Raw genomic sequence first — 16,650 nt, 5'->3', positions numbered from 1 at the left:
TTATTGTGTAAGAGTATTGCCCGCGCAGGCGTTTCCCGCGCCGAGCTGTTATAACGGGCACCATCACCCCAGAACCCTATACCCTTATGACGACACGTACCCTCATCAATGCCGCGCTCGGCTTCGCAGCCCTCAGCCCCCTCTCCCTCCCAAGCTACGCCGACGCCGTCGGCGACTTCACCCACGCCGCCGATGTCGGCCAGCCCCGACTGGCCGGTTCCGCAAGCTACGACCCCAGCCGGCAAGCCTACACCCTGAGCGGGGCCGGCATCAACATGTGGGCCGAGCAGGACCAATTCCAATTCGCCTACCGAGAGATCGAGGGCGATTTCATCATCCGCGCCACCGTGCGCTTCGAGGGCGACGGCGTCGATCCGCACCGCAAGATCGGTATCATCGCCCGCAATACGCTCGACGACGCCTCGCCCTACGCCGACGCCTGCGTGCACGGCGACGGATTGACTTCGCTCCAGTTTCGCCGCAACCAAGGAGGGATCACCGAGCAGGTCGAAATGGACCTTTCGGCGCCCACCGAAATCGAACTGCAGCGCGAAGGCGACCGCTTCACCTTTTCAGCCGCCCGCTTCGGCGACGTCTTCCAATCCGTCAGCCAGCAGCTCGACCTCAACGACACGGTCCTAGCCGGTCTCTTCATCTGCTCGCACAATCCCGAAGTCGTCGAAACCGCCCACTTCACCAACGTGCGCATCGTGCTGCCCGCCCCGGCAGACTTCCGCCCCTACCAGGACTACATCGGCAGCCACCTCGAAATCATGGAGGTCGCCAGCGGAGAGCGAAAGGTATTGGCGAGCTTTCCAAATTCCATCCAAGCCCCCAACTGGACTCCCGACGGCAAGACCCTGATCTACAACTCCGAGGGCAAGCTCTACAACTACCGGATCAGCGACGGTCGTATCACTGAGCTGAATACAGGGTTCGCTAACCAGAACAACAACGACCACGTACTCTCCTTCGACGGCAAGCAGATCGGCATCAGCCACCACGTCGGCGAGGAGCGCATCTCCACCATCTACACCTTGACCGTTTCCGGAAGCGAAGCGCCCACGCGAATCACCGACCCAGAGAACGGACATTCCTTCCTGCACGGCTGGTCTCCGGACAACCGCCAACTCATCTTCACCGGCCACCGCAACGGCCAGTACGACATCTGGGCCATCGATATCGAAAGCAAAGAGGAGACCCCTCTCACCCAGCTCACTACCTTGGACGACGGATCGGAATTTTCGCCGGACGGCTCCTTCATCTACTTCAATTCCGTGCGCAGCGGAAACATGCAGATCTGGCGCATGAAGGCGGACGGGAGCGAGCAAACCCAGCTCACCTTCGATTCCTTCAACAACTGGTTTCCCCACCTCTCCCCCGACGGCCAAAGCTTCGTCTACCTCGCCTTCCCCGCCGACATCGATCCCAACGACCACCCCTTCTACAAGAAGGTCTACCTGCGCCAAATGCCAGCCGAGGGAGGCCAAGCCAAAACCATCGCCTACCTCTACGGCGGACAAGGCTCGATAAACGTTCCCAGCTGGTCGCCGGACGGCACCCATATCGCCTTCGTGAGCAACAGCCGCGAGCTGGACTGAGCCCCACCTCAAGGCCGCTGCCTGCAGGGAGGGCCGCGGCAACCATACAATTACTATTTGCAAACAAGAGCCATTCGCTCCCTGGCGGAATAGCGTCGCTACTCTCATTTTAACCCCCTCGAAGAAGTAGCCCTTTCCGCCAAGCAAATGTACACCTTCCCGAAACGCCTCCTCGCCAGCTGCTGCCTGCTCTCGTCACTAAGCGTAGCCGCCCCCGATCCCGAAGCCTTCAAAAATCCGCCGCACGCCTACCTGCCGCGCACCTGGATGCATGCCATGAACGGAAATCTCAGCAAGGAAGGTTTCACCAAAGACTTCGAAGCCCTAGCGGACGCCGGCATCGGCGGGGCCCTCGTTTTCCACATCGCTCGCGGGATTCCGGACGGACCGACCGCCTTCGGCAGCGATGCGTTCAACGACGTGCTCGCCCATGCCGCGGTGGAAGCGGAACGAGTCGGCATCGAAATGGGGGTGCACAATTGCGACGGCTGGTCTTCGAGCGGCGGGCCCTGGGTCACCCCCGAGCTCTCCATGAAAAAGGTGGTCTTCGCCGAAGCCGTAACCACTGGCGGAGCGACGCAGCTCACCCTTCCCCCAGCCGACGCAAGCCAAGGCTACTACCGGGACATCGCCCTACTCGCATGGCCAGCGAACGAGGACGTAGATAAGCTCGCAAAGCAAAAGGAAACCTTGAGCGCCTCGTCCCCGCTAGCCGACGCCTCGCTGCTGCGTGATGGAAATCTCGATACAGAATTTACGCCACGCCCCGATGCCAAGGGCGAGGTCTGGATCCAGTCAACCTACTCCGCGCCTGTCACGATCCGCTCCCTGCACACCGAGCAACGGTCGCGTCACGGAACCGGAAGCCTTTGGATTTCCAAGGACGGATCCCACTTCGAAAAAATCGGACCGCTCACGCAATCGCGCACCGGCAAGCACCATTGGAGTTTCACCGGAGACTACCGCGACGGACTCACCGCCAAAGCGTTTCGCATCGTCTTCAACGACAGTTTCCCGATCCGCCAGTTTCAACTCTCCGCCTACCCGCGGCTAAGCGACTGGCAAACCCGAAACGCCATCGTCGAAGGCTCGACCAAGCTCGATAAAAGCTTCCCTCAAAGTTCCGCGATCGATCGCAAAGCCATCCGCATCCTGCACAAAGGTTCCCTCCCGAACGACGAAATCGCCATCGACCTTCCTCCCGGCTCCTGGATCGTCACACGTTTTGGATACACCACAACCGACGCCCGCAACCACCCAGCATCCGACGCAGGACGGGGCCTCGAAATCGACAAGCTCAACGCCGAGGCGATAGACTTCCACTTCGAGCAATACGTGGCAAAGGTCGTGAAGGAAGCCCAAGCTCGCGGTTCGAACGCCTTGCTCTACTCCGAGATCGATAGCTTCGAGATGGGCGGAAACAACTGGACCCAAAACTTCGACCAAACCTTCTACGACCGTTGGGGCTACGACCTAATCGAATGGCTCCCCGCTTTCGCGGGACACGTCGTCGAATCGGTCGAATCCACCGACGCCGTCCTGACCGACATGAGAGGTCTCGTATCCAATCTCATGACACAAAACTACTTCCAACGGTTCACCGACTTATGCCGCGAGCACGGCATGAAGTCCTACATCGAGCCCTACGGCTTCGGCACCTTGGACGAACTGGCCGTGGGCGGCGCCTCCGATATGACCATGGGAGAATTCTGGGTCGTCGACGAAGGCTTCAAGGGTACCTTCGACGCCGCTGTTTCCTCCGCCCGCACCTACGGAAAGAAAGTCATATCCGCCGAGTCCTTCACCGCCTGGTCCGAGGTCAACTGGCGCGGACACCCCTACTCCATGAAGATTTTCGGCGACCACGCTTGGGCCTCCGGAGTCAACGAAACCATGTTTCACCGCTTCGCCCACCAACCGAACACCCACGTCATTCCTGGTATGACCATGGGCTCCGTGGGATCCCATATCGACCGGACCCAGACCTGGTGGCACAACGCCGGCAAGGCTTGGTTCAAGTACCTGGCCCGCGGCTCCTACCTGCTTCAGCAAGGAATGCCCGCCTCCGACTTTCTCGTGTTCGTAGGAGATACAACTCCCAACAAAGTGCCTGGCTGGAACTCCGTCAAGCTGCCCGCTGGAACGCTTGGTGACTTCGTAAATGCGGACGTGCTTATCAATCGAGTTCGCGTAGAGGACGGCAAGCTCGTCCTGCCAGAGGGCACGCGGTACAACGCCCTCTACCTGCACAACTCCCAATCCCTTCGCCTAGCTACGCTCAAGCGCATCGAGACCCTAGCCCGGCAAGGAGCCGTCGTCGTGGGCCTTCCTCCGTCGCAGCCAATTGGATACATCGAACTGAAAAACAAGCGCCACGAGTTCGACAAGATCGTAACTCAAGTCTGGGGCGACGGTTCCGAGGCGCGAGCCTACGGCAAGGGTTACCTAATCCCCCAAGCCTCCCCGCAATCCGCCCTCGACTACCTCCAGCTCGGCCCGGACCTGTTGATCGATGGAAGCGGCGCGGAACACTTCACCCACCGCCGCATCGGAGAGGGAGAGCTCTACTTCTTCTTCAACGAAACCGACGAGTACCGCGAACTGAGCTTGGACTTTCGCGTTCAAGGGCTTGCTCCCGAAGTCTGGGACGCGGACAGCGGAAAGATCGAACGGGTCGAATCCTACCACGCAGCAGACGGGCGAACCCGCTTTCCCCTGCTCGTCGAGCCAGGCGGTTCGCGCTTCATCTACTTCCGCAGCCCAAGTTCGCCGACCCCGCAAACCAGCCCGGCAAAGCTCGCTCTCCTGCAAGCGTATTCGTCCAGCCAAACGCCCGCTAGCGCAGCAAGCCTCCTACTCGACCAGCCTTGGACCGTGAGCTTCGATCCGAAATGGGGCGGTCCCGGAAAGGTGGTCATGCAAGAGCTGCAGGACTGGACGGAGAGTGCCCTTCCGGGAATCCGTCACTACTCCGGCACCGCCGTCTACGAAACGGAGGTCGAGCTTCCCAGCGATTGGCGCTCGAGTGGAGAAACGATCGTGCTCGATCTCGGACACGTTTCGATCGCCGCCGATGTCACCATCAACGGCCACTCCTACGAAACGCTTTGGAAACCACCCTTCGCCTTGGACGCGACCCAATCCCTAAAACCTGGAAGGAACCGTATTAAAATCGAGGTTACAAACGTCTGGACGAACCGGCTTATCGGCGACGAGGCTTTCCCCAGAAACGACGGCTACGAAATGGGCAAACCCATGCCGGAATGGTTCAGCGCCAACCAACCGCCTCCGCCAAGCGATCGCGTCACTTGGACCGCTTGGAACTTCTACGATAAAGAGGAACTGCAAAGGCTCGAACCCTCAGGCTTGAAAGGCCCCGTCCGGCTTCTCAAGAGCAGCGACTGAAGCTGCTGAGCACGACCCAGCCGCGAAGCCCCCCTGCCAAAGCGAAACCTTACTTAATCGCTCCGGCCCGCTTCGTTTCCTCCCACTTGGGGGCCTCCGCGATCTTCGAAGGTTCGGAGGGTACGATGGCCACCGCAAGCGCCGCGTCTTTCTTCAAGTACTTGCGAGCAACCGCGAGCATCTCATCGGCTGTGATCGTCGACAAAAGCCCATCCTTGTAAGCCAAGGCTCGCTCGACCACGCGGGGGTACTCCTGCACGCCGTACAGGATGTGCTCGAGCAAGTAGCCGTTGTCCTGCCACGCCTGCTTCAAGCCTTCCTCCAAAGGCGCCACCGCAGCCTGGATTTCGTCCGCCTCCACCAGCTCAGAACTCAGCGTCTCGGAAATTTCCAAGACTACATCCAACAAGCTTTCCGCGTCGCCCTTGAGGCAATCCACGTCTGCGCGAATGTGCCGCAAGGTATCGTAGGCGGAAAAGGTGACGTAGCGAACCGATGGCGAGTAGCTCGCTCCCATACCTTCGCGAACCCGCTTTCGTATCCTCGATTCAAATACATTGCTCAAGAGATACAGCGCGGCGCTTTCGCGGGTGGTAATCTCTTCCTGGATGGTCCAGACGATCACCGATGCGGCGCTGTCACCCATGCCGTTCTTGTACTCGATCCTTTGCTTCCCGGCGCTGGGACGCGTACGCAAGGCCCGCGCTGCGGCAAAGTCGGCCTTCGATTCCCGGCGCGTCGGCAAGGCCCCGATCGTTTCGCTGAACAGCTTGAGCAGCAGCTCTTCCTCCACGTCGCCCACCACCGCGACTTCCAGGTAACCTGCCTTCAGCGGCTCTCCCAACCAAGTCTGTACCGCATCGCGCTGCACGCTGACGATGTCCGCAAGCGAGGGAGCGTGGAAGCGAGGCTCGTTTGGATACAGCATCCGGTACAGGTCGCGATACCCTTCGTTCATCCCGTCCGGTTCAAGTTCGCGGCTTTGCTTGAACTTGGATTGGGCAACCACGAAGGCTTCTTCGTCAACGGTCGGATCCAGCAGGAATTCCGCTACGATCTTGAGAAACTCGTCGAGCCCATCCACCTGAGTCACTCCCCGATAGGTAAAGGCGTCGTGATCCTCCACTCCAAACATGAAGGAGGACACGTTGGAACGCAGCTCCTTATAGACTTCCTCGATGTCGTGCCCGCCGAAGCCGCTACGAAACAGGGCTCCCATCGCCAAGGCATGGGTGGCGGGGTTCGTATCCTTGAAGCCCAGCATGCCGCCGCCGACCCGCACGACAGCCCGCACCGTGCCCTTCTCGTTTTCGGAGGGCAGGAAGGTCAGCCGGGAATTGTTGGAGAATCGGTAGGTTTTCGCTCCGATCGCGTCGATCGTTCCGGAGTCCACCACCGTGCCGGGATTCCCTAGCTCGCTGTATTCAAAAACCTCTGGCAACTTCGGCACGTAGGGCAGAATGGCATATTTGCGGTCCTCGTTGAAACGACGCTTCAAGGCCAAGCTGCTCAAGGATTCCTGCAGGTCTCCCGCCACGAAGTAAGACATCCGCTTGAGCTCCCAAACATCGCGAAAGGCCTTGTTGAGCTCCTCCAGGGTAAGCGACTCGATATAACGGTCCATTGCCTTGGCAAAGGATTCGCTCGCCAAGTAAACGCGGCCCATGGCAATGCTGTCCACCAGGTCGTCGACCAGCATGCGCGGCTCCGCTGTCTCGTAGCGGGCCGCCGCCGAGCGGCTGGACTGCAGCCAGGTTTTGCGCACGTAATCGAGCTCCTGCTGGGTGAAGCCATAGATCAAGGCCTGCCTTAGCAGCTGGTCCATCCACACGAAGGCATCCCACCAAAACTCTCCGCCCGAGCTGATGCTCAGCTGGCAGTACGGGATGCCGAAGACTCGGTTGTAGTTGGCGAAGTCGTCGCTCATGCCGTCGATCAGTTCGCGGCAACGCTCATTGAAGATCGCAGTCGCGAAGGAGCGCTTGGCATCTTCCTTGCGTCGCTCCCAGCTGTCGCCGCCGTCGCGCTCCATCCACGCTCGGGATATTTCCAAGGTATAGCGTTCGACTCCCTCCACCGAAAGGTGTCCGGTGCGGAAGGGCTTGCTCCGCTCCAGGCGGCCGATCTTGCGCTTGGGAGCTCGGCCGCGCGGCGTTTCCAGGTCCGCAAAGGTCTCCGCGATCTGCGACTCGAAGCGAGCGGGATCGATATCGCCCACCACCACGAGGGTCATCAAGTCGGGACGGTACCACTTCCGGTAAAAGGCTTTCAGCTTCTCGATCGAGGTTTCCTTGATCACCGACTCCAGGCCGATCGGGTTGCGCTTCGCCAGCTCGGTGCCGGCAAAGGAAAAGCGAAAGGACGCCTCGGAGATCCGCGAGCTCGGCGTATCGCGGGCCTGCTTTTCCCGCAGGATCACTTCCCGCTCGTTCTCCACCCGCTCCTCCTCGAAAAGGATTCCGTCCGCATAATCTCGATACAGCCGCAAGCCTTGCTCGATCAACTCCGCATCGTTCTGCGGAAGCTCCAGATGGTAAACCGTCTTGTCATGGTAAGTGAACGCGTTCACGTCCACCCCGTAGCTCATACCCAACTTCTGGAAAAAGGCGATCAGCTCGCCGGGCTTGAAGTTTCGAGTCCCCTCGAAGGCCATGTGCTCGATAAAGTGGGACAAGCCGAGCTCGTCCTCCTCCTCGTCCAACGCCCCGACCTTTACCATCAGCCGCATGCTTACCAAGCCGGGCTTGGCGTAGTGCGGCTTCAGGGCGTAGCGAAAGCCGTTGTCGAGGTGACCCCAGACGATGCTTTCGTCCGCTTGCAGCGAACTCGCCTCGTGAGGCCACTTCTCCCGCTTCGCCTCGACAACGCAAGGCAGCAGCAGTATTGAAAAGACAAATACCGCTACGCTACGCCAAGATCCCCATCCCTCGCGCATTGCAATTCTACTCCGCAGGAAGCTTCACGATACTGACCCGCTGGCCACGACCGCCCGCTTCCTCGCTGCTTTGCTCCGGCACCGCGATCAGGATGCTCCCGTTCTTAAGCTCCAGCAGGGCGATCTTGCCGGGAGAGGAAAACTCGTGCCGCGGGCGGAAGCGCAAGGGACGCGTATCCTTCCTGCCTTTTGGGAACATCAGCTCGCCGGAGTTGCCGGCCAGGAGCACCCGCCCCTTCGGCATAACCTGGATCCCCGTCAAGGCGCTCAAGTCCCGCACGATCGTCTGCATCGAGGAAATGCCTTGGTACTGGCCGGAACTGATGCGGAAAACGGATCCGCTGGGGCGTCCTTGCGTGTGGTTTGTCACAAAGTAGAGCATGTTCTCCCGATTGCGGAAGGTCATGTCGGTCGGCAGGCTGGTGGTGCGGATCAGCTCCGCCTTCTTGGGCGAACGCTCCATGAGCAAGGCTTCCACCTCCTCCGCGTCGATGCGCCAGATCCCTGGACGGCCGACCTGCTTCTTGTCGAACATATGGCCGCCGACGCCGGATTCGCCGATGTAGAGGTTCCCCTTGTCGTCGAAGCAAATGCTGGAAGGCGACAGGAGCGAAAGCTCGTCCTTCAAGTTGAGCCGGCTGTTCGGCCCGATATCGATGGACTTGATCTCGCGGCCGGTGTTGGGGTCGAGGACCACGATCCCTACCATGACCCTACCCAAATCGCGCATGGCGCGCCCCGCCTCGTCCTGCACCAGCGGAGTGCCTACCGCCAAGAAAATCGCCCCCTTGGGGATGTTTCCGAAACGCACCGGCGAAAAGTCGAGGTCGATCGGCGCGGTCAAGTTCTTGATGAAACGCATGTTGTTCACGCTGACCTCCCCTTCCCCGTCGACGGCCAGCTTGCTGATGTAGCTCTGACTCCTCAGGGTACCGGACTCGCCCTGGGCATGGTTTACCACGAACAGGTAACGGCCATCCGGACTGAAAACCGCGGCGGTCGGCGTCTTAAAGCCGTCGAGCTGCTGGGCGATGACCGGCCGGTCCTGCCCGTGCAGGGCGCTAGCGATGAAAAGCGAGGCGAGGCCAATGCTGGCCAAAATGCGTTTTTGTAAGTTCATACAGTCAATTATGGGGCGGTCCGCGACGCGAGGTCGGCTTACGTAACTAAAGGAGGGAACGATGCGAAGATCCCCTTGCATGCCAAGCCTCCTTTTACAAGGCCCGGAGCCGCAGCCGCAGCGTATCGACAAAAAAGCCGCCCCGGGAAATGGGGCGGCTCGAAAGTCTAACGCGCAATCTGGACTACTTCACTTCGACCGGCGGCAGATTCCAGATTTCGGAAGCGTACTGGCCGATGGTGCGGTCGGTGGAGAACTTGCCCACGCGAGCGGTATTCAAGATCGCCATACGCGCCCAACGCTTCTTGTCCTTGAAGGCCTCGTCCACTCGCTCCTGGCAATCGACATAGGAGCGGTAGTCGGCCAGCGCCTTGAAGGGATCCCCTCCATCGAGCATGCTGTCCCGCACGGCTCGCAGCACCTCCGGCTCGTCCGGCGTGAAGTAGCTGGATCCGACCCAGTCCACGACCGCCTTGAGCTCCTCGTCCGCATGGTAGAATGAGTACGGGTCGTAGCCCTTTACATCGAGGGCCTGCACCTCGTCGACGTTCATGCCGAAGATGAAGATGTTGTCGTCTCCGACTTCCTCGCCGATCTCGATGTTGGCCCCGTCGAGGGTGCCGATGGTCAGCGCTCCGTTGAGGGCCAGCTTCATGTTGCCGGTACCGGAGGCTTCCTTGCCCGCCGTGGAAATCTGCTCGGACAGGTCGGCGGCGGGGATGATCTTGGCGGCGAGGGAAACGCGGTAGTTCGGCAGGAACACCACCTTGAGCTTACCCTTGATGCGCTCGTCGGAGTTGATGACCTTCCCGACCGAGTTGATCGCCTTGATGATAGTCTTGGCGAGGTAGTAGCCGGGAGCCGCCTTGGCGCCGAAGATGAAGACGCGTGGAGCGATGTCCAAGTCCGGGTTGTGCAGCAAGCGGCGGTAGAGCGTAAGGATGTGCAGCAGGTTGAGGTGCTGGCGCTTGTACTCGTGCAGACGCTTGATCTGCACGTCGAACAAGGCGTTGGGATCGACCTCCACGTCGCAAAGCTCCTTGATCGTCTTCGCGAGCTCGACCTTGTTCTCGTATTTGATTTTCATATACGAGTCCTGGAAGTCCGCATCGTCGGCGTACTTCTCGAGTCCGCGCAGGGCGTCCAAGTTCTTGGGCCAGTCCGACGGGATCTTCTTGCTGTCGATCAGCTTGGAAAGCTTGGGATTGCAAGCCAGCAACCAACGACGCGGCGTGATGCCGTTCGTCATGTTGGTGAATTTATTTGGATACAAAGCGCTGAAGCTCGGGAAAAGCACTGTTTTGAGCAATTCTGAGTGAATTGCAGCAACACCGTTGACCGTATGGCTTCCCACCACGGCCAGGTGAGCCATGCGCACCATCTTGGGATGGCCTTCCTCGATGAGGGAAAGGTCGCGCTTCATCCAGTTGTCGCCCGGCCAACGGTCCTCGATAGTCAGCATCAGGCGGCGATTGATCTCGAAGATGATCTCGAGGTGACGCGGCAGGACCTTTTCGAACAACGGGACGCTCCACTTCTCCAGCGCTTCGGGAAGCAAGGTGTGGTTGGTATAGGCGAAGGTCTTGGTGCTGATCTCCCAAGCCTTTTCCCAAGTGAGCTGGTGCTCGTCGACGAGGATTCGCATGAGCTCCGCCACCCCGATCGCCGGGTGCGTGTCGTTGAGCTGGATCGCTACCTTGTCGGCGAACTTGTCCCAGCTCTCGTTGTTCTTGAAATAGCGGCGGATGATGTCGTGCAAGGAACAGGAAACGAAGAAGTACTGCTGCACCAGGCGCAGCTCCTTGCCGTTCTCTGTCTTGTCGTTTGGATACAAGACCTTCGAAATCGTTTCGCCGATCGCCTTTTCGCGAATGGCTTCCACGTAGTCGCCCTTGTTGAACTCGTCCAAGTCGAATTCCTCCGAGGAACGCGAAGACCAGAGGCGCAGGAAGTTCACGGTTTTGGTATCGTAACCCGCGATCGGAATGTCGTACGGAACACCCTGGATCGTTTTTGTATCCACCCAGACAGGACGCGGATCGCCCTTCTCGTCGAACTGCGTCTCTACCCGGCCGTAGACCTTAAGCGTCTGCGTATACTCCGGACGGACGATATCCCAAGGAGTGCCGAACATCTTCCAGCTGTCGGGCTTCTCGATCTGGTGACCGTTCTGGAAGGCCTGCTTGAAGAGTCCGAACTCGTAGTAGATCCCGTAACCTACCGCCGGCAGGTCCAAGGTCGCGAGCGAGTCGAGGAAACAGGCAGCCAAGCGACCGAGACCGCCGTTGCCCAGTCCCATGTCGAGCTCCTCCTCCACGATCGCATCCCATTCGATTCCGAGCTCCCCTACCGCAGTTCGAGCTTCGTCGTAAACGCCGGCGCTGTACATGTTGTTCACCAGCATGCGGCCCATCAGGTACTCCATGGAGAGGTAGTAGCAGCGACGGACGTTTTGCTCGAAATGGGTTTGCTGCGTCTGGATCATGTTGTCCACGATCCGGTCGCGCACGGCCAGGGAAATACAAGTCCACCAGTCGCGTTTCGTCGCTGCGGACGGATTGTGTCCAAGCGTGTACTTGAGGTGGTCGAGGATCGCTTGCTTCATGTCGCCTGAGGCGGAAGCTGCGGATTTTTTTGCGGCCTTCTTGGAAGCCGTCTTCTTTTTTGCAACAGTACTCATTTTCAATTCAAAAGTGGTTGATAATGAAAGCGTCCTTCTAGGACCGTTCTCGGGAATTACACAAAGGCAAAATAGGAAATATTGCCACCCAGAGGGGCAGATCCGCCGTAGCAAACGCCGCGCCGATTCTTTTGTCACCAGATTGCCATATAGAAAGACCGCCCTTAGCTAGGAGGGCAGCGAGTTTCAGCTTTCACCGGCTAAGGGCTAACAACAATGTTCCTCACAAAGCCTAGAAAGCTAGGACTGTTCATACGTCGACCCCGACCGCACCCTTCACCACCCCTGTAAGCCCATGAGTAGCAACGCCTCAACTAAGCTCAGCTTTCGCGAGAAAGCTGGCTACAGCCTTGGAGACGCCTCCGCGAACTTCGTATTCCAGATGTTCATCGTCTTCCCGACCGCCTTCTACGTCGACGTGATGGGCATCAGCGCCGCGGCCATGGGAACCATGCTCCTGCTGGTCCGCTTCAGCGACGCCATCACCGACCCCATCATGGGCTACATCGCGGACCGAACCAACACCCGCTGGGGCAAGTTCCGCCCTTGGCTGCTCTGGTCCGCCATCCCCTTCGCCCTGCTCTTCTGGGTCGCCTTCACCGTGCCCGAGGGCATGAGCGACAGCGGCCGGCTCTGGTACGCCGCCATCACCTACACCGTGCTGATGATGGCCTACACCATGAACAACGTGCCCTACTCCGCCCTCAACGGCGTCATGACCAGCGACGGCATCGAGCGCACCAGCGTCTCCAGCTACCGCTTCTTCGCCGCCATGGTCGCCGCCTTCTTCGTGCAAGGCTTCACCCTGCCGCTGGTAGACAAGTTCGGCGACGGCGACGCCGCCAAAGGCTGGTCCATGACCATCGGCATCATGGCCCTCACCTCCATCGTCTTCTTCGTCATCTCCTTCTTCAGCGTCAAGGAACGCGTACAGCCTCCCAAAGGCCAAAAGCCCGACCTCAAGCAAGACTTCCGCGACATCCTCAAGAACCGCCCCTGGCTCGCCATGTTCGGCATGACGCTCTTCGTGTTCATCACCCTCGCCCTGCGCGGCAACGCCGGCTACGTGCACGCCAAATACTATCTCTCCCCCGACGCTCTGCGGGCTTTCATCGACAGCCTAGGCCTCGTCGCCACTCCGGAGATCCTGCAAAACCAAGGTATTGGATTTTGGATACTCGACCTCTTCGGTCTCATCATCAAGCCCGACGGCGACCCCACTTCCGTCGGCTTCAGCCTCTTCAACATGATCGGCAGCCTGGTCAGCATCCTAGGAGTGCTCGCTGCTAAGCCGCTGGCCCGCGTCTTCGGCAAGAAGCTCGTCTTCACCGTTGGCCTCAGCCTCGCCGCCCTCTTCCAGTCGCTCTACTTCTTCGTCGGTCCCGAGGACATCTCCATGATCCTCCTCCTGACCCTGCTGACCAGCATGTCCTACGGTCCCACCATCCCGCTGCTTTGGGCCATGATCGCCGACACCGCCGACTACGGGGAATGGAAACAAGGCCGCCGCTCGACCGGATTCGTCTTCGCCGGAATGGTCTTCGCTCTCAAAGCCGGACTCGGCATCGGCGGAGCGCTCGCAGGCTGGCTGCTGGCGATGTACGGATACTCGCCCGAAACCGCGAGCGACCCGGAAGTACAGCTCGGGATGCGCAAGCTTCTCGGCTTCTACTCTGGCGGATTCTTCGGAGTTGGAGTACTTTTCATGCTCTTCTACCCAATCACCAAAAAAGTGGCCCTCACCATGGAGGACGAACTCAAGCAACGCCACAGCAGCCTCGACGCCTAACCCCCGCTCGTACCATGCGTATTCCACGCCCTTTACTCGCTCTCTCCCTCGCCGTAGCCCTCGCCGGCTCCGCCGCAAACCTGCTCGCGGAAGACGGCTACCGTCTCTGGCTCCGCTACGAGCCGGTGGCAAACGAAGCCCTCGCCAAGGCCTACCGAAACGCCATCGGCCCCATCGTGGCCGACGCCACCAGCGACACCGCCCAAATCGCCCTCGACGAGCTCGAGCGCGGACTCTCGGGCTTGCTCGGAAACAAGCGCTCCCGCTCCGCCCCCAAGCTTCTTGTCGGCACCCCTCAGTCCGCCCATATCGCCAAGCTAGGTCTCGATCTTTCCGAACTTGGCAGCGAAGGCTTCCAGCTCGCCCAAAGCGGCAAGAACCTCGTAATCGCCGCCAACACCGACCAAGGCCTTCTCTACGGCGTATTCGCTTTTCTAAGACACCTGCAATCGGCAGGCTCCCTCGATAACGTCCCGCTCACGTCGACGCCCAAGATCGACCATCGCCTGCTCAACCATTGGGACAACCTCACTCGCACCGTCGAGCGCTCCATGGCAGGGGCCTCCATCTTCAACTGGTTCGACCTCCCCTACTACGTCGAGCCCTACTACCACGACTACGCCCGCGCCTGCGCTTCCATTGGGATCAACGGGACCGTACTCACCAACGTCAACTCCAACGCCACCGTACTGCGTCCCCAGTTCCTGGAGAAAGTCGCCGCCCTCGCCGACACCTTCCGCCCCTACGGTATCCAAGTTTACCTGACAGCTCGCTTCAGCGCCCCGGTCGAGATCGGAGGCCTCGAGACCGCTGACCCGCTCGATCCAGCCGTCATCAAATGGTGGAGCGACAAGATCGACGAGATCTACACCTACGTGCCCGACTTCGGAGGCTTCTTGGTCAAGGCCAACTCCGAAGGACAGCCCGGCCCCCAAGCCTACGGCCGCGACCATGCCGACGGCGCCAACCTCCTCGCCCGGGCCCTCGCGCCGCACGACGGCATCGTCATGTGGCGGGCCTTCGTCTACGACTTCGAGGTCAAGGAGGATCGCCACAAGCAAGCCTACACCGAGTTCACCGCCCTGGACGGCCGCTTCGAGCCAAACGTTTCCATCCAGACCAAAAACGGAGCCATCGACTTCATGCCCCGCGAGCCCTTCCACCCGCTCTTCGGAGCCACTCCGGAAACGCCGCACACCCTCGAGCTGCAGATCACCCAGGAATACCTGGGCGGCGACATCCATCTGGCCTACCTCGCCCCCATGTGGGAAGAAACCCTCGAGTCCGATACCTTCGCAACAGGCCCCGGCTCCACCGTCGCCAAGATCGTGGACGGCTCCGTCTTCGGCCACAACCTCACCGCCATCGCCGGAGTCGCCAACATCGGCAACGAACGCAACTGGACCGGGCACCCCATGGGAGCTGCCAATTGGTACGCCTTCGGACGCCTCGCCTGGGATCACGAGCTGAGCTCCGAGGATATCGCCGACGAGTGGACCCGTCTAAGCTTCGGCAACGACCCGAACACGGTCGCCACCATTACGAAAATCCTACTCGGCTCCCACCAAACGGTGGTCGACTACTCCATGCCGCTGGGATTGCACCACATCATGTATCCAGGCCATCATTACGGCCCCGGCCCTTGGCACGACCAAGGCCGCCCGGACTGGACCTCCACCTACTACCACAACGCCTCCGAGCGCGGCATCGGCTTCGACCGCACCGTTAGCGGATCGAACGCCCTCGGCCAATACGCCCCGGAAGTCGTAGAAAAATGGGGATCCCCGCAGTCCATCGAAGACAAGTACCTGCTCTGGTTCCACCACCTCGACTGGGACTTCCAGATGAAGTCCGGCAACACCCTCTGGAACGAGCTCTGCCTCACCTACCAAAGCGGCGTGGACCGCGTCGACGAGATGCTGGATCAATGGAGCAGCCTCCAAGGAGCCGTCGACGCCCAACGCCACGCCCGAGTCACCGCCTTGCTCAGGCGCCAGCTCGAAGACGCGAAGTTCTACAAGGACGCCTGCCTCGCCTACTTCCACACCTTCGCCCAGCGTCCCTTTCCGGAAGGCGTCGAAGCGCCCGAGTATTCGCTCGACTACTACAAAAACTTCGAGCTCTACCACGTGCCGGGCCATCCCGGCGAACAATGGTAAACAAAGCCGCATCCCGCCGATCGACGCAAAGCCACGAAAGGTAGCGCTTCGCCACCTCGCCGATGAACTTTGCACCCTTCCGCGCCTCCAACGCAAAAAGCCGCTCCTCCCTCGAGGAACGGCTTTTGAAAAGTTTAGGGGATCGCGGAGCCTAGTCCTTCCGCATGCGCCTCTTTAAATAGAAGATCCCCGCCAAGCCCATCGCCAGGAGGGCGAGCGCGGAGCCAGAATCGGGAACCTTCAGGTAATCGTCCCCCGGTTCGCCGTCGACCGTGATATGCGAGATGCCGAGATAGTTGTTGGCATTGTTCTTGTGCACGATTCCGTCCTGGTAGATCCGGAGCGCGTCGTAACTGCTCGAATTGTTGAAAGCGAGCAAATCGCTGGCATCCCAAAGCATCGCAAACAAACCGCCAGCCGCCGATCCACGACCGCCCGCCTTGAGCCCCACCGATGTCAGAAACGGCTTGGGATTGCCCGCCCAAGTCAATTGCACGTATTCCCTCAAGTTGTCATCGACCCCAATAAAGAAGTCGAAGAGGCCGGTCGCCGAACCGCTTTCCGTGCTCGGCTCGTCTAACTTATAGAAGTCGCTCTGCGGATTGACGTCGTCGAGGGTTGCGGTGGCGTTGTCCAGGACGAAGGCCATGCTGATCGCGTTGGCGATGCTCGCGAGCGAAGCGAAAGCGGCGAGCGCCAGCCAAGCACGAACGCGGGAGGAACAAAAGGAGGTGCAGTTCATGCCTGAGGAATCGACCGCAGCGAAACAAGGTTGAGAGCTGGCCCCTATAAATACCTCCAAATCCACCCTATCCCTCAAAAAATTTGACTGTCCGACCAGAAAATTTTGCCATCCCCGCCCAATAGCTAGAGATCCGCCATTAACCAGTAGACTTTAGGCAACCAAGCAGAAATCGTCGTGTATCGTTACTCGTTCGCCCTTCGTACCCTTTCGATCCTT

8 protein-coding genes are annotated in these 16,650 nt (G+C 59.8%); 4 read left to right on the top strand and 4 right to left on the bottom strand.

Translation table 11 applies throughout. The features are described from left to right. Window positions 1–86 precede the first annotated feature (86 nt). Both QEH57_RS00315 and QEH57_RS00310 read left to right on the top strand, forming a co-directional pair. Entirely contained in the window at window positions 87–1,601 is a 1,515-nt protein-coding gene (locus QEH57_RS00315; RefSeq protein ID WP_309004664.1) for a hypothetical protein, read from the top strand. 147 nt (window positions 1,602–1,748) lie between these two features. After that, window positions 1,749–5,006, top strand: coding sequence for a glycosyl hydrolase (locus tag QEH57_RS00310; protein WP_309004663.1), 3,258 nt, complete (start codon window positions 1,749–1,751; stop codon window positions 5,004–5,006). Between the two features lie 49 nt (window positions 5,007–5,055). Here QEH57_RS00310 and QEH57_RS00305 read toward each other — a convergent pair whose 3' ends face one another. From QEH57_RS00305 to QEH57_RS00295, 3 genes are all read right to left on the bottom strand, one after another. Next, window positions 5,056–7,941, bottom strand: a complete 2,886-nt coding sequence (locus QEH57_RS00305) for an insulinase family protein (RefSeq protein ID WP_309004662.1) — start codon at window positions 7,939–7,941, stop codon at window positions 5,056–5,058. 7 nt (window positions 7,942–7,948) lie between these two features. After that, window positions 7,949–9,061 (bottom strand): hypothetical protein, encoded by a 1,113-nt coding sequence (locus tag QEH57_RS00300; protein WP_309004661.1) that lies wholly within the window; start codon window positions 9,059–9,061, stop codon window positions 7,949–7,951. 184 nt (window positions 9,062–9,245) lie between these two features. Further along, window positions 9,246–11,741, bottom strand: a complete 2,496-nt coding sequence (locus tag QEH57_RS00295) for a glycogen/starch/alpha-glucan phosphorylase (RefSeq protein ID WP_309004660.1) — start codon at window positions 11,739–11,741, stop codon at window positions 9,246–9,248. A gap of 295 nt (window positions 11,742–12,036) precedes the next feature. Here QEH57_RS00295 and QEH57_RS00290 point away from each other — a divergent pair, with 295 nt between their 5' ends. After that, window positions 12,037–13,530 carry an MFS transporter gene (locus tag QEH57_RS00290; RefSeq protein WP_309004659.1) on the top strand — a complete coding sequence of 498 codons (1,494 nt, stop codon included), beginning with the start codon at window positions 12,037–12,039 and terminating at the stop codon, window positions 13,528–13,530. Between the two features lie 14 nt (window positions 13,531–13,544). Further along, window positions 13,545–15,689 carry an alpha-glucuronidase family glycosyl hydrolase gene (locus QEH57_RS00285; protein WP_309004658.1) on the top strand — a complete coding sequence of 715 codons (2,145 nt, stop codon included), beginning with the start codon at window positions 13,545–13,547 and terminating at the stop codon, window positions 15,687–15,689. A 151-nt stretch (window positions 15,690–15,840) separates the two neighbouring features. On the opposite strand, the gene QEH57_RS00280 is transcribed toward QEH57_RS00285, so the two are convergent. Beyond that, entirely contained in the window at window positions 15,841–16,431 is a 591-nt protein-coding gene (locus QEH57_RS00280; RefSeq protein ID WP_309004657.1) for a VPDSG-CTERM sorting domain-containing protein, read from the bottom strand. Window positions 16,432–16,650 lie beyond the last annotated feature (219 nt).

It is taken from the genome of Pelagicoccus sp. SDUM812005 (genome assembly GCF_031127875.1).
Lineage (GTDB): Bacteria > Verrucomicrobiota > Verrucomicrobiia > Opitutales > Opitutaceae > Pelagicoccus.
The sequence above is the reverse complement of the archived record's forward strand: the minus strand, read 5'-3'. Positions and strand labels throughout refer to the sequence as shown.

Coding starts and splice junctions, on each gene's coding strand:
- QEH57_RS00315 (WP_309004664.1), top strand. CDS start 87: ATGACGACACGTACCCTCATCAATGCCGCGCTCGGCTTCGCAGCCCTC.
- QEH57_RS00310 (WP_309004663.1), top strand. CDS start 1,749: ATGTACACCTTCCCGAAACGCCTCCTCGCCAGCTGCTGCCTGCTCTCG.
- QEH57_RS00305 (WP_309004662.1), bottom strand. CDS start 7,941: ATGCGCGAGGGATGGGGATCTTGGCGTAGCGTAGCGGTATTTGTCTTT.
- QEH57_RS00300 (WP_309004661.1), bottom strand. CDS start 9,061: ATGAACTTACAAAAACGCATTTTGGCCAGCATTGGCCTCGCCTCGCTT.
- QEH57_RS00295 (WP_309004660.1), bottom strand. CDS start 11,741: ATGAGTACTGTTGCAAAAAAGAAGACGGCTTCCAAGAAGGCCGCAAAA.
- QEH57_RS00290 (WP_309004659.1), top strand. CDS start 12,037: ATGAGTAGCAACGCCTCAACTAAGCTCAGCTTTCGCGAGAAAGCTGGC.
- QEH57_RS00285 (WP_309004658.1), top strand. CDS start 13,545: ATGCGTATTCCACGCCCTTTACTCGCTCTCTCCCTCGCCGTAGCCCTC.
- QEH57_RS00280 (WP_309004657.1), bottom strand. CDS start 16,431: ATGAACTGCACCTCCTTTTGTTCCTCCCGCGTTCGTGCTTGGCTGGCG.